This window comes from thiotrophic endosymbiont of Bathymodiolus puteoserpentis (Logatchev) (assembly GCF_900127505.1).
GTDB lineage: Bacteria > Pseudomonadota > Gammaproteobacteria > PS1 > Pseudothioglobaceae > Thiodubiliella.
This window is the reverse complement of sequence record NZ_UEXF01000015.1, coordinates 21104-35308: the sequence shown is the minus strand read 5'-3', so window position 1 is coordinate 35308 and position 14205 is coordinate 21104. Positions and strand designations below refer to the sequence as shown.

General features: G+C 38.0%; 15 protein-coding genes. 11 read left to right on the top strand and 4 right to left on the bottom strand.

What is annotated here, in order from left to right; all coding sequences use genetic code 11:
- Positions 1-68 precede the first annotated feature (68 nt).
- On the top strand, positions 69-1043 hold the full coding sequence (locus BHECKSOX2_RS01165) for a DDE-type integrase/transposase/recombinase (RefSeq protein WP_139681955.1): 975 nt from the start codon (positions 69-71) through the stop codon (positions 1041-1043).
- Here BHECKSOX2_RS01165 and BHECKSOX2_RS01160 read toward each other — a convergent pair.
- Positions 994-1377, bottom strand: a complete 384-nt coding sequence (locus tag BHECKSOX2_RS01160) for a hypothetical protein (RefSeq protein ID WP_139682120.1) — start codon at positions 1375-1377, stop codon at positions 994-996. The genes BHECKSOX2_RS01165 and BHECKSOX2_RS01160 overlap by 50 nt on opposite strands.
- A 234-nt stretch (positions 1378-1611) precedes the next feature.
- Between BHECKSOX2_RS01160 and BHECKSOX2_RS01155 the strand changes: the two genes are divergently transcribed.
- From BHECKSOX2_RS01155 to BHECKSOX2_RS01145, 3 genes are all read left to right on the top strand, one after another.
- Positions 1612-2100, top strand: coding sequence for an FKBP-type peptidyl-prolyl cis-trans isomerase (locus tag BHECKSOX2_RS01155; RefSeq protein ID WP_139682119.1), 489 nt, complete (start codon positions 1612-1614; stop codon positions 2098-2100).
- A 177-nt stretch (positions 2101-2277) separates the two neighbouring features.
- A complete protein-coding gene (locus BHECKSOX2_RS01150; protein ID WP_245391277.1) occupies positions 2278-2793 on the top strand; it encodes a class I SAM-dependent methyltransferase in 516 nt (171 codons plus the stop codon).
- 29 nt (positions 2794-2822) lie between these two features.
- Positions 2823-4181: an MBL fold metallo-hydrolase gene (locus BHECKSOX2_RS01145; RefSeq protein WP_139682118.1), complete on the top strand. Its 1359-nt coding sequence runs from the start codon at positions 2823-2825 to the stop codon at positions 4179-4181.
- A gap of 22 nt (positions 4182-4203) precedes the next feature.
- Here BHECKSOX2_RS01145 and rsgA read toward each other — a convergent pair whose 3' ends face one another.
- From rsgA to BHECKSOX2_RS01130, 3 genes are read right to left on the bottom strand one after another with little or no spacing between them, the layout of a single operon-like run.
- Positions 4204-5163, bottom strand: coding sequence for a ribosome small subunit-dependent GTPase A (gene rsgA, locus BHECKSOX2_RS01140; protein WP_139682117.1), 960 nt, complete (start codon positions 5161-5163; stop codon positions 4204-4206).
- Positions 5164-5167: 4 nt separating this feature from the next.
- Positions 5168-5461 carry a hypothetical protein gene (locus BHECKSOX2_RS01135; RefSeq protein ID WP_245391276.1) on the bottom strand — a complete coding sequence of 98 codons (294 nt, stop codon included), beginning with the start codon at positions 5459-5461 and terminating at the stop codon, positions 5168-5170.
- Positions 5461-6708, bottom strand: a complete 1248-nt coding sequence (locus BHECKSOX2_RS01130) for a M48 family metallopeptidase (RefSeq protein ID WP_139682116.1) — start codon at positions 6706-6708, stop codon at positions 5461-5463. The genes BHECKSOX2_RS01135 and BHECKSOX2_RS01130 overlap by 1 nt, the downstream gene beginning before the upstream one ends.
- Positions 6709-6827: 119 nt before the next feature.
- Here BHECKSOX2_RS01130 and BHECKSOX2_RS01125 point away from each other — a divergent pair, with 119 nt between their 5' ends.
- The 7 genes from BHECKSOX2_RS01125 to BHECKSOX2_RS01095 form a co-directional block, all read left to right on the top strand.
- Entirely contained in the window at positions 6828-8051 is a 1224-nt protein-coding gene (locus tag BHECKSOX2_RS01125) for an aspartate kinase (RefSeq protein WP_139682115.1), read from the top strand.
- A gap of 3 nt (positions 8052-8054) precedes the next feature.
- Positions 8055-8984 carry a branched-chain amino acid transaminase gene (locus tag BHECKSOX2_RS01120; RefSeq protein ID WP_139682114.1) on the top strand — a complete coding sequence of 310 codons (930 nt, stop codon included), beginning with the start codon at positions 8055-8057 and terminating at the stop codon, positions 8982-8984.
- The gene (locus BHECKSOX2_RS01115; RefSeq protein WP_245391275.1) at positions 8944-9174 is read left to right on the top strand and encodes a zinc-finger domain-containing protein; all 231 of its coding nucleotides are present in this window, start codon (positions 8944-8946) and stop codon (positions 9172-9174) included. Before BHECKSOX2_RS01120 ends, BHECKSOX2_RS01115 begins: the two co-directional genes overlap by 41 nt.
- Positions 9175-9200: 26 nt before the next feature.
- Positions 9201-9722 (top strand): shikimate kinase, encoded by a 522-nt coding sequence (locus BHECKSOX2_RS01110; RefSeq protein ID WP_139682113.1) that lies wholly within the window; start codon positions 9201-9203, stop codon positions 9720-9722.
- Complete coding sequence (locus BHECKSOX2_RS01105; RefSeq protein WP_245391274.1) at positions 9719-11095, top strand: TolC family protein; 1377 nt, start codon at positions 9719-9721, stop codon at positions 11093-11095. Before BHECKSOX2_RS01110 ends, BHECKSOX2_RS01105 begins: the two co-directional genes overlap by 4 nt.
- Positions 11092-12852, top strand: coding sequence for a M61 family metallopeptidase (locus BHECKSOX2_RS01100; RefSeq protein ID WP_139682112.1), 1761 nt, complete (start codon positions 11092-11094; stop codon positions 12850-12852). Before BHECKSOX2_RS01105 ends, BHECKSOX2_RS01100 begins: the two co-directional genes overlap by 4 nt.
- Before the next feature lie 226 nt (positions 12853-13078).
- Positions 13079-14205, top strand: a 1127-nt coding sequence (locus BHECKSOX2_RS01095) for an inverse autotransporter beta domain-containing protein (RefSeq protein WP_180323604.1), incomplete at its 3' end; no start/stop codon positions are given.

Below are 14205 nucleotides of genomic sequence, written 5' to 3'. Positions count from 1 at the left end.
CCCCCCTAAATTAGGGTGGTAGTTGCCGTAACATATTAACTTTTTTTCTACTACAAAAAGGAGAATATATGAAACAGAACTACCACATGAATGCGAATACTAATGCACATTCAAGAGCGATTATACACGGGGCTAAGGCTTCGAATACTACCTTAGCACACCGCTTTGGTGTTAGCACTAAAACCATTGCCAAATGGAAGAGTCGTGATTTTGTTAAAGACAAAACCTCAAGACCAAAGACAATACACTACGCTTTAAATGAGACCGAGCGTGAGATTATTCGAGTAGTACGAACCCTCACTTGGTTAGAACTTGATGACTTAACTGATAGTATTGTTGCCTGCATGCCAAATGCCAATAGGAGTAATGTATATCGCACTTTGGTGTGTTTTGGCATTAACCGAGTGCCACAAGAAAAGAAACAACAAGCCTCTACATTTAAGGAATATGAGCCTGGATATTTACACATTGATGTTACCTATTTACCAAAACTAGCGGGTAAGAAGCAATATTTGTTTGTTGCCATTGATCGTGCTACTAGGGTGCTTTATTTTGAGATTTATGAGAATAAAACCGCTATCAATGCCGTTGAGTTCCTTAATAATTGCAAGGACTTTTATCCTTTTACAATTACGCATATATTAACTGATAATGGCTTAGAGTTTACTGATAAGTTTGTCACTAAAGACAAGCAAGTTAGTGGTAAACACAAATTTGACAAACTCTGTTCACGCAGTGAGATTGAGCATCGATTAACACAGCCTGCAACCCCTAAAACCAATGGCATGGTCGAGCGCGTCAATGGCACGATTAAGAATGCAACAGTTAAGGCGATAACGTATCAAAACATTGATGAAATGAAGCAAGATTTGAACAAGTTTTTGATTTTTTATAATTTTAATCGTGGACATGGTGGACTTAGAAAAGAGATTAAGGTAAGGACGCCTTATGAGGCTTTAGAGTATTGGTATAATTTGAAGCCTGATTTGTTTATCAGAAAGCCTGATATGTTTCGGAGTGTGGTTTTTGAAAGTAGGGAATAACGTGGTGAAACCTGACACTTAATAAATACTTTTTATCGGGATAATGAGTAATAGACTTGACCTTTGTAAAAGGGTTTTCTTTGATAACTTTAAATTTTATTGCAGTTTGTAGTAAAGCTCTTAAATGCCTATGATAATTATTCCAGTTACCTGCACTTGAGCGATTTAAGATATTGTCTCTCCAGTTTAAAATTGTTTCGTGGTCTATGGATGAAACAAGATTAATATTTGTGTCTTTAATGAATATTGAAACAACAGAATGGTATTTGATGGTTGTTGCTTCAGCTAATATATTTTCTTTTGTGTGTAAAGTGACTAATTCTTGCAATCTCATACTTTATTCCTTTTTATTAAAAAGATGTATTTTATAAGAATACTTGCATTTTTAAGAAATGCTACTATAATCAACGCTAACACAAGTAGAAGTGCTTCTCTAACTGAAATTAATTTAAAGGAACCATTGGACTTTTAATCCGCTGGTTGAATGTTCAAATCGCTCACGCCCCGCCATACACTATAAGGGTTTCCAAAAAAGGAAGCCCTTTTTTACGCAAAGGAGAATATAAAAATGACAGTAAAAAAAGACAAAGTCGTTGAAATGCACTACACCCTAAAAAACGATACAGGTGATGTGCTTGATTCATCAAAAGGCCAAGCGCCAATGCCATTTTTGCAGGGTCATGGTAATATCATTCCTGGTTTAGAAAAAGCGATAGAAGGAATGAAGGTTGGCGAGTCTTGTGATGTTAGCGTTGAGCCAGCAGAGGCTTATGGCGAGCATCATTTTGAAGCCATTCAAGAAATTCCAAAGGAAGCTTTGCAAGGCATTGACAATCTTGTTGTAGGTATGGACTTACAATCTCAAGATGAGAAAGGTAATCCACTTGTTGTTCGTGTAACAGAAATCAACAAAGACAGTGTAATCATTGATGCCAACCATCCTTTAGCAGGGCAGACGCTGAGTTTTAGCGTTAGTATTGAAGGTATAAGAGATGCAACCAAAGAAGAATTAGAGCATGGGCATATTCACACTCATGGTGATTCTTGTTCACATTAAAAACACCAACTTTATGAGTTTAGAAGACTTCTAATTTAATAAAATTTATTGTTTTCTTATTTTATGCATTGCCCATTGTGCCAATCTCAAAATATAACACCTTATTATCAAGGTAAAAATGCCAATTATTTAAGTTGTTCTCGGTGCGAGTTGGTGTTTGTGACAAAGGAGTATCATTTGAGCGATACAGAAGAAAAATTTCGCTATGACAAGCACCAGAATAATCCTAATGACAGTGCTTATCAAGCATTTTTATCTCAAGTATTTGATCCAGTGATAGCACACATTAAAAAAGGTGCAAAAGGTTTGGATTTTGGCTGTGGACCAGGGCCAACTTTGTCGTTAATGTTTGAAAAACAAGGGCATCAAGTGGATTTATTTGATAAATTTTATGCCAATAATCCAGAAGTTTTTAGCAATCAGTATGATTTTATTACCGCTACTGAAGTGGTAGAGCATTTGAGTGAGCCCAGATTTGAGTTTAATCGTTTTTTTACACTATTGAAAAAAGGTGGTGTTTTGGCAATCATGACGCAGATGATAACGAAAGAAACGGACTTCCCCACTTGGTATTACAAAAACGACCCAACACATATTTGTTTTTTCTCTAAGCAAACGATGCGTTATTTAGCGCAACAGTGGGGTGTAAAAATTAATTTTTTTGCTAACAATGTTGTCTTATTTGTGTCATAATTTTCAATTAACTTATTAATGGAGCGTCTATGCGCTATTTTATAATAATTACCACGATTTTTATTTTTGCAAATGCTAACGTTTCTTTCAGTGATTGGTTTTCAGATTCTAGTAAAAAGTCTGCGCCTGTTGTTGAAAGTCCCAATATTAAAACTATTGATAGGCCAAAATCTACCAAACAACCACTGGTCAATATCAATACGGAAGAGTTGATAAAAATTCTAGACAATGATCCAAGCGTGTTGTTGATTGATGTGCGCGCACCGTTTGAGATCAAGCATACGGGTACGATTAAACGCGCTCAGAATGTCAATATTATTCGTGGCTGGATAGAGATGCAAATTACTAATTATGCAAAAACTAAAGATATACCTATTGTCGTGTACTGTGGTCGTAACATTCGTTCGCCATTGACTGCTAGAACCTTAATGGCGTTGGGTTATACGAATGTGAAGAATTATAAGGATGGTTTTTTGACTTGGAAGCAAGAGCTTAATCCAGTTAAAGTTAGTGATTATGAACCTAATAATATTTTATACAGAAAGCCTGTTAAAGTGATTGAGAATGTTTATACAGCAGTTGGTGCAACACAGCCAGGCACTTATGAAAATTCAAATCATAATAACAATTTATCATTTATTGTCACAATTGATGGCGTATTGGTATTTAATGCGGGTGGTAGCTATCTTGTGGCTAAGGCAATGCACGATGAGATTAAGAAAATCACTAAACAGCGTGTAAAGTATGTCGTGCTTGAAAATTCTCAGGGTCATGCGATTTTGGGTGCTAATTATTGGAAACAGCAAGGCGCTACTATTATTGCACATAAAGAAGCAGATAAAGAGATTGCGAAAAAAGGCGAAGCCATTTATTTGCGTGCTTTAAGTCGACAAAAAGACAAACTCATTAGCACCGTTGTTATTCGTCCAGATGTGGTGTTTGACAAGAAGTTTGATTTGACAATGGGCGATACTAAGATTGAATTAATGCATATTGGCGCGTCACATTCGCCAGATGACATTCAATTATGGCTAGCTAAAGAGAAATTACTGATTAGTGGTGATACAGCGTTTAATGAGAGGATGTTGCCCGTATTCCCACACACTGATATTGCGGCGTGGATTAAGACTTGGGACAAGATTGAAGCATTAAGACCTGGGGTTGTTATCCCTGGACATGGTGAGCCGACTGATTTGGCAACAGTTACTAAATTCACCAAAAATTATTTATCGTATATGTATGATGAAGTTGAAAAAATCTTAGAGAATGATGGTGATTTGGCAGATGCTTATCATATTGATCAGTCTGTTTATAGAGATTGGGGGACTTATCGTGAACTACATAGACAAAATGCTGCGCGTATTTTTAAACAAATGGAGTTTAATTAATTAAGGTGTCGGGCTTTTCAATTTAAGTGATTAACGCTAGATAACTTACATAGCGCTTTGGGTGGATGTCATCTGTTTCTAGTGCATTCTTAACACCGCAATTAGGCTCATTGATATGTGCGCAGTTTCTGAACTTGCATTGATTGATAAACGGTTTAAATTCTTTAAATCCGTTGAGAATTTCTTTATTGCTCAAATTATCTAAGTGAAATTCACGAACACCTGGAGAGTCAATTAAATCACCACCTGAGGGAATATGATAGAGCGTAGTGTTGGTAGTGGTGTGTTTACCGAGCTTGCTTTTGGTTGATATTTGATTGACGCGTAAGTTTAACTCAGGAATAAGCTCATTAATCAAAGAAGATTTACCCACGCCTGATTGCCCTAAGAAAATTTGCGTCTTGTCATTGAGTTGAGCTTTTAGTGTATCGATACCTGTTTGTGCTTTTACGCTTAAATAACTCACTGGATAGCCGATAGCTTCATACATAGCAAAGTCGATTTTGACTTGCTTAATATTGCTACTTAGCTCGATTTTATTGACGATAAGTCGAATGGGTAGATTTTGGTTCTCTGCAACGATTAAATAACGATCAATCAAATCAAATTGATAATGTGGCTCGATTGCTACTATCAAGCACAGTTCATCAATATTAGTAGCAATCAATTTGTTTGAACGCTTTAGTGTATTGTCACGCTTAAATAAGGCAGTAACAATGCCTTTATTGTTATCAGTTGCTTGAAAAATAACTTGGTCGCCAGCAACCGATAAATCAATATTGCGTCTAGCAGTGCATTGTACTAGGTTGCCTGAGTTGCTTTCTACCAATAGATGTTGACCATAGCGGGTAATCACCAGCCCCGTTTGTGCTTTAGCATCGGTGTTTAAGTCTTGAGAGTTGTCTGCCACCTTATTGGCTCTAGCAATACGCTCGGCTTGGATTTTTTCAAGTCGCCATTTTTGTCGACGAGTCAGAGACAAGGTGTTATTTTTTAAATTGGTAGTATTTTTTATTAAGATACTCTACGACAGATTTCTCTTCATCAGGAAACCATCCAATGCTAAAAGCTTGTACACATTTGCTGACTTGTCCAGTAAGTTTTGGCAAGGTATCCATTTTTCTATTTTTACGCGTGTAAAAATCATCATCATGTGTAATCATATGACAAGCAATACAAGATTCATTGTGTAGTTCTTTGCCCTTATTATGTATTGCCTTACCTTCATTGGCAAAGGCTGTGGTGGATAACAGAGTGATTATTAGCAATAGTTTTTTCATTATGTTGCCTCTTTTAAGTGATTAATACGAATAGATGCACTGGGGTGTGAATCGTGAAATGCTGAGTATAGTCTATCTGGTGTTAATGTTGATGCGTTATCGCGATATAATTTAACTAAGCTTGATACCAAGTCATCAGCATTGGTATGTTTTGCAGCAAAGGCATCGGCTTCAAATTCGTGTTTTCGTGAAAAGGCATTGCTAATGGGTTCGATGGCAAAACTAAACATTGGCATCGTTAAACTAAACAATACTAAAGCAGCGTAGTCACTCATCTCACTAACACCTAAGCCATGGAAAAACCAAGACTGCTTGATTAGATAGCCCAACAGCGCTAAACCGCACAAGGAAGTCAGAAATGAAATAATAATTTGTTTGCGAATATGTTGGTGATGAAAATGCCCCAATTCATGTGCCAAAATTGCCTCTACTTCTTTGTCTTCCATGCCTTTGAGTAAGGTGTCAAAAAACACAATTCGTTTGTTTTTACCAATGCCAGTAAAATAAGCGTTACCGTGTGATGAACGCTTGGAGCCATCCATGACAAAAATACCATCACTTTTGAAACCTGTGCGCTCTAGTAGATTATCAATCTTAACTTTAAGTTCTTGGTTTTCTAAGGGTTTGAACTTGTTAAATAGTGGTGCAATAAAAGTAGGATAGAGCCATAACATCAATAAAGAAAAACCTGAGAGTAATAACCAAACACTCAGCCACCAGTATTCACCCATGGCATTCATCAAATATAAGATGACATATAACAACGGTGCGCCAATAACCAAAGCCAACATAAAGCCCTTAACCATATCACCAACGAGTGTACCTACCGTGGTTTTATTAAAGCCAAATTTTGCTTCTAAAACGAAAGTGCGATACAAACTAAATGGCAAATCAATGAGTGTGCCAATCACCATTAGGCTAATAATAAAGCCAACACCAATGTAGAGTGTGTCATTCATTAAAGAGCGCCAAATACCATCTAAGTAATCCAAACCACCACCTAATGTCCAAACCAATAACACCCCTGTTGAAAACAGTATCTCTAAGTGGTTAACTTTTAACTTAGCTGTGGTGTAATCAGCGGCTTTTTGATGTTGTTCTAGGGTGATTTTTTCTGCGAACTCGTTGGGTACCTTGTCAAATGAATTGAGCATAGACTTTACTTGTCGTGTGTTGAGCCACATCATTGTGACCACATAAGAGAATGTGGCTATTAAAAATATTAGGGTGAATAAGTTAAATTGCATAAATTGTAAATATAAAGAATAGTGAGTGATTTATTTTACTGATTTTTTCTTCGCCTAAGGCATTTTTATGCGTCACAGTAACGGTATAATTTAAAGATTATTTTAATTTCCTCTTGTTCGTGGCATTAATTGTTCAAAAATATGGTGGTACTTCGGTTGGCTCAATAGAGCGCATTCAAGCTGTTGCCAAAAAAGTTAAAGCCTTTGCTGATACTGGCAATAAGCTGGTTGTTAGCGTGTCTGCAATGAGTGGTGAAACCAATCGTATGACTGCATTGGCACAAGAAATTCAAGACACACCGTCTTTAAGAGAAATGGATGTTTTGTTGACTACAGGTGAGCAGGTGAGCATATCCTTGCTTTCTATGGCGTTGCAACAGCTTGGTTGTGATGCGATTTCTTATACGGGATCACAAATTAGAATCACCACAGATTCTGAGCACGGCAAGGCGCGTATTAAGTCAATTGACACCCAGCGTATTCATACTAGTCTTGATGAAGGTAAGGTTGTGGTGGTTGCAGGTTTTCAAGGTGTAGATGAACAGGGTAATATCACTACATTAGGGCGTGGTGGCTCAGACACCACAGCAGTTGCCTTGGCAGCGGCACTAAAAGCCGACGAATGTCAGATTTATACTGATGTTGATGGGGTTTATACGACCGACCCTCGCATTGAACCAAATGCCAGAAAAATGAAGTCAGTGAGTTATGAAGAGATGCTAGAGATGGCATCGCTTGGCTCAAAGGTTTTGCAGATTCGTAGCGTTGAGTTTGCATCAAAATACAAAGTGCCTTTACGGGTGTTATCATCACTGATTGATAATCCGACAGGCACATTAATCACCAGTGAGGAAAACATTATGGAACAAGCAGTTATATCAGGGATTGCACACAATAAAGATGAGGCAAAACTCAGTTTAATCGGTGTGCCAGATGAGCCAGGTATTGCGCATAAGATTCTAAAGCCAATTAGTGAGGCAAATATTGAAGTGGATATGATTGTGCAAAGTGTTTCAGCGCGTGAAGGGTTGACAAATTTTGCTTTTACTGTGCATAGAAGTGACTTCGATAAGGCGCAAAAGATTTTAAAGGATGTTTGTGGTAACTTGAATGCCAAAGCAGTGCAGAGCGATAGCACAGTGGTTAAGGTATCTTTGGTGGGTATTGGTATGCGCTCACATGCAGGTATTGCCGCGCAGATGTTTGAGGTATTGCACCAAGAGAATGTGAATATTCAAATGATTTCTACGAGTGAGATTAAAATATCAGTTGTGATTGATGAAAAATATTTAGAATTGGCGGTACGCTCATTGCATAGTGCATTTGAATTAGACAAGGAATAGAAAATGACTGGATTTGATGATAGAGATGGCTTGATTTGGTTTGATGGTGAGTGGGTTGATTGGCGTGAGGCTAAAATCCATGTGTTGACTCATACACTGCACTATGGTATGGGTGTATTTGAAGGAGTGCGCGCTTATCAAGCTGATAACGGCACAGCCATCTTCCGACTTGAAGAACATACCAACAGATTGTTTAACTCCGCCAAAATTATGAATATGGACATTGGTTATTCTAAAGATGAGATTAACCAAGCACAAAGAGAAGCTGTGACTAAGAATAATTTAGACAGCGCCTACATTCGTCCAATGTGTTTTTATGGCTCAGAAGGTATGGGCTTGCGTGCTGATGGCTTAAAGGTTCACACTATTATTGCTGCGTGGGAGTGGGGTTCGTATTTAGGTGAGGATAATATGAAGAATGGCTTGCGTGTTCGCACCTCAAGTTTTACGCGTCATCATGCCAATATCGCTATGACCAAGGCCAAGGCTAATGGCAATTATATTAACTCAATGTTAGCACTACAAGAAGCATTGACAGATGGCTACGATGAAGCCTTATTATTGGATGTTGATGGCTTTGTTGCAGAAGGCAGTGGCGAGAATGTCTTTATCATTCGTGATGGTATGATTTACACCCCTGATTTAACTTCAGCGTTAGCAGGTATTACCCGTGATACAATTGTTACTTTAGCAAGGGATTTAGGTTATAAAGTCATTGAAAAACGCATCACTCGTGATGAAGTGTATTGTGCTGATGAAGCGTTTTTTACGGGTACAGCAGCAGAGCTAACCCCTATTCGTGAGCTGGATAACCGTACGATTGGTTCAGGCACACGCGGGCCGATTACTGAGAAATTACAAGCCTTATATTTTGACTGCGTATATGGTCGTAATGACAAATACAAACAGTGGATTAGTAAGGGAGGTTGCTAAGATGTCAAATGTTGATGGTTTCCAACAAAAAAATGTAAGTTACAACGCGGTAGAAAAGGATGATTTGCCTATCTGCTGTCCACCTAAGGATGCTCAAAAGTGGCATATGCACCCCAAGGTGTATATGCAGTTTAATGAGCAGGGCCATGCTGTTTGTCCGTATTGTGGCTCAAAATACGAGTTAATCTAAGCTCTTTTTACTTTAAAGTTTTATTTATGGCTAAGTCAATCAAAAATGTCGTTTTAGTTGGCCCAATGGGCTCTGGCAAGACATCGGTTGGTCGTCGACTTGCCTGTGTGTTGAAACGCGATTTTTTTGACACAGATTTTGAGATCGTAACGCGTACTGGCGTAGCAATTGACTATATTTTTGATATAGAAGGTGAAAGTGGATTTCGTCAGCGTGAAATACAAATACTTAAGGATTTGTGCAAAATCCCTAATATCGTGATTGCTACAGGTGGTGGTATTGTTATTAAAGAAACCAATCGTGCCTTACTTAAAAAAGAATGTTTTGTGGTGTATTTATCATCCAGTGTTGAGCAATTGGTTAAACGCACTGCCCAGTCTAAGGCGAGACCTTTACTAGAACAATCAGACGATAGAGAAAAAACACTGCGTAATTTATTGGAAGCCAGAGAAGGGTTTTATCAGGAGGTCGCAGATGTGGTGGTTGATACCACAAGCAAGAAACTGTATGCTATTATTAATGAGATTAAAAAAGCGGTGAATAAGTGAAGAAAATTCTAATCATGACTGTATTATTAGGTCCGCTTAATGTTCAAGCATTAACTGAGCAAGGCTTTGTTGAGCGCTTGCGAGCAACCCATCCTTTTTTCAATCAACAAGCGTTATCCAGTAAGGTTAAACTGATTGAAAAGCGTGCTACTAAAGCCAATGAAGATTGGGTGATTGCACTTGAGAGCTTGTATCAAAGTGAACACAAGAATAGCGGTGATATATCAATGACTACTTCTAATTTAGATACAGCTTCAATTGGACTCTCTGCAACTAGGAAATATACCAATACTGGTAGTGATATCACCCTTAAACACACCTGGAAAGACAAAAGCAAAAGTACCGATACAACAAACAACGGGTTTTCACTAGATTATACTTATCCACTATTGCGCAATAAAGGCGGTATTAATGATCGCTTGAGTGGTGATGTGGCGCAAATTGCCATCAATCAAAATACTTTGCAGCGACTAGAAGCAGAAGAAGGCTTTATTTTGGGAAAATTAAGTCGTTTTATTGATTTGGCATATGCACAAGAGCAACAATCAATCAATGAGCGTCGATTGGCGTTGAGCGAAAAAGAATTAGCATTGGTAAATAAGAAATATAATGCTTCAGTGGTTGAAAAGGTGGATGTTTTGTTGCAACAAGATGCTTATCAGACAGCAAACCAAAAACTGTTACAAGCACAGCAAGATTTGATGCTTTTGCGTCATGAAATTGCCGTTACGCTAGATTTAGATTTTGAGAAAGTAGTGGCTAGCACAGATTTTTATAAAATTTATAAGCCTAGTGAGATAGCACTAAAAGCCTATTTATCAAAGAATTCTAGAGTGTTAAAAATCAACAATTTATCGCAGAAAATATTAAAACGCCAATTACTTAGTTTTAAAAATACCGCTAAGGCAAAATTAGATTTAAAGCTTGGTATTAGTAGCGCAGGTGAGAATACTAATTATTCAAAATCATTGAGTAATCAAAGCACCACTTGGAAGGTGGGGCTGGGTTTGTCTTATCCGATAGGTGGTATTGAGGCGGATAGTAACATTAAAAAAACCAATATAGAATTGGAAATCTTAGTGCAATCCAAGCGCGAGCAATTGTTAGATATTTACACACAGGCTAAGACGCTAAAGGAAAAAATCCAATTGTTAGAGAAAATGATGCACGCCAATCAAGCACAAATCAAAATAGCCAAAGCACGCACTGCTGAAGAAAAACAGCGTTATAGCAATGGTAATGGACAGGCTAGTTTTGTTATCAATGCTCAAAATAATGAGCAAGTCGTAAAGTTAAGCTATGCACAAGTTGCCAAAAATTATCAAAAAGCCATACTTGAGTTTAAAGCCAGCATTGACCAATTAGTACCATGAATCAAACCCCCATTAAGTATCAAATAACCCCTAAAGACACGAGTGCGCATGTATTCCAAGTATGCTTAACCCTTGATAACCCCAATCCGTTGGGACAAGTGTTTTTATTGCCAAACTGGATTCCTGGCAGTTATTTAATTCGTGATTTTGCCAAGCACATCGTTAGCATTCACGCACATAGTTGTGGTAAATCTATTGAGATTAAAAAGTTAGACAAGAATCACTGGGTTGCTTACCCATGTGCCGATAGCATTACTTTGGAATATGAAATTTATGCTTTTGATTTGTCAGTGCGTTGTGCCTATTTGACTAATCAGCGTGCGTTCTTTAATGGCAGTAGTGTGTTTTTACAGCCTGTTGGTTTTGAGGATAATATTTGCGAAGTGCAAATCAACTACCCAACAGATGAGGTGCTAGGTAATTGGGCTTGTGCTACGAGTTTAACACTGAAAAATAAGCAAAAAAATACAGAGACTTATACAGCCAACAACTACCTAGATTTAATTGATCATCCCGTTGAGATGGCAGACTTCACGCGTTTTGAGTTTAATGTAGGCAATATCTCGCACGCGATGACCATTACTGGTGAACATGTAACTGATATTGACAGATTAAGGGCTGATTTGATATGCATTTGTGAACATCATATTGGTTTGTTTGGCAGCAATATTCCATTTGATGATTACTTATTCTTAACCTTGGTAACAAGCAAAGATTATGGCGGTCTAGAGCACAAAAAATCCAGTAGTTTAATTTGCGCTAGAAAAGAGTTGCCAACTTTAGAGCAAAAAGATATTACACCTGAATACACACGCTTTTTAGCGCTTTGCTCACACGAGTATTTCCATGCTTGGTGGATAAAAACCATCAAGCCTGCCAGTTTTCATGAGTTGGATATGAGTTGTGAGAACTATACCGAGCAACTGTGGATATTTGAAGGCTTTACCTCCTACTATGATGAACTGTCGTTGCTACGCATAGGGATACTTTCTGTTGAGCAATATCTCACGCTATTGGCGCAAACCATCAGCAGAGTGCAGAAAGGGCGTGGACGCTTTAAGCAATCGTTAGCGCAGTCTAGTTTTGATGCATGGACAAAATTTTATCAACAAGATGAGAATGCACCAAATGCAATTGTTAGTTATTACACCAAAGGTGCGTTATTAGCGTTTGTGCTTGACATTGAAATACGCAAGCGTACTGATGATAAGTATTCATTAGATGATGTATTGCGCTTGATTTGGGGCAATTACCAAACCACTGGGTTAGAAGACAATACCGTACAAAAAGTTATTGAGCACCTAACACAAAGCAATTTTAGTCAGTTTTTTGATGCATATTTATACGGCGTGGACGAGTTACCATTGAAAGAAGCTTTTGAGTATGTCGGCGTAAACTGTAAATTTAGCCACAAAAAAGACGATTTATCAAAGTTTGGTATAGGTATTAACAAAACACAAGAATATGCAGTTATCAGTCATATTCTTGATGCGTCTTGCATACAAACAGCGGGACTGTATGTTGGCGATAAAATTATCAGTATTAATGATAATAAAGTAGTTGCTAAAGAGTTAGAAAAAACACTCAACGCTTGTAGCGAAGGTGACAGCATTAAAATCAACATCCTAAGAGACGAGTTATCAACTGATATACAATTAACAATCGCTTTTGGTGATAAAACACATTGCACTTTAGCGCTTGACACTAGAGCGAATCAGGCAATTTTAAATCAACAGAAACAATGGATTCATTTATAATTAAAGTGATGAGCCTATGTGGACATACTGAGTGTGATCGCTAGATAATAATATTGTTTACCTAACTTGATATAGCAATTTTCATATGTAGGCATTGTAGCGTTTTAGGTTTTAAAAAATTTCATCAAAGTTTTTAGGGGCACTCAAAGATAGTCAAAAAAAACTTGCATAGGGGTGGCAATGGTATAATCTGTCAAAATTTTAATTATAAAACCAATTATTCGCCATGACAAAAACCCAATTACCTTATGTTTTTCAAGACACTTCTTCTAAAACTTTAACACCAACCCCAACAGAAAATATCGCTGGACAGGCACTTGCCAGTGGGCTTAACAAACTCAAGCGCTTTTTTGCGCTTAGCCTGTTAATCACATTGTCTTTTAATGCTTTTGCTGCTGATAACTTTGAGCAACCTAACAAAGAAGAGCTTAGCAAAGAAGTACTAAACAAAGAAGCCTATCTAGACCTCAGTAAGCCTTACACACACAAGCAGAGCAACACCACCAAGAAAGACAACCAAGCCACCACTTTACTCAAAGAAGTCGCAGGCACAACTCGCGCCGCCCTAGGTTCTACCAACTCAGGCAATACCAACCAACTGGGCAAGAAGGTTGTCACAGATATTAAAAACAAAGCCATCAATAAAACCGAAGGTTTTGTGAACAACAAAGCCAATACATTTTTAAATGCATTTGGTGCAGGTCGTAGCGAGGTAAGTATTGGTGGACTGAGCTCAAAAAAACTAAATTACAGCCTCAGAACCATTCAGCCGATATCTGAGCTTGATGCCAACAGCAAAGCATTAACTTTCATTCAAGCTAGCATCGCTTCTGGCAAAAGTATTGATAGTCGCCGCACTACAGTTAACTTAGGCGTTGGTCATCGTCTATTGGTAGAAAACGACATGGCCATCGCAGGTATTAATGTGTTTACCGACTATGAGTCCAAGTCCAAGCACAAACGCTTAAGCCTTGGTTTGGAATACCAGCGTGCTAACTTTAGTGCCAATATCAATAAATACCATGTATTTTCAGACGAAAAATTAGTCAACAGTGTAAAAGAGAGGGGTAGGTCAGGTTATGATGTCAAGCTTAGCGGTCAAGCCCCTTACTTACCTTGGGCAAAAATCAAAGGCACTTATTATTACTGGGACACTAAAGCAGGTCCAGATATTAAAGGTAATATTCTGGGTGTGGATATTGAGATCACACCTTCGGTAAGTTTTGAGCTAGGTCAAGAAAACAACAACACTATGGATGCCACAAGTTACGGCAAACTCACTGTCAAACTACCACTGGGCAACAAACAAAAATTCACCAACTTTGCCATTGCCAGCAAAGCCTTTAAAGACAG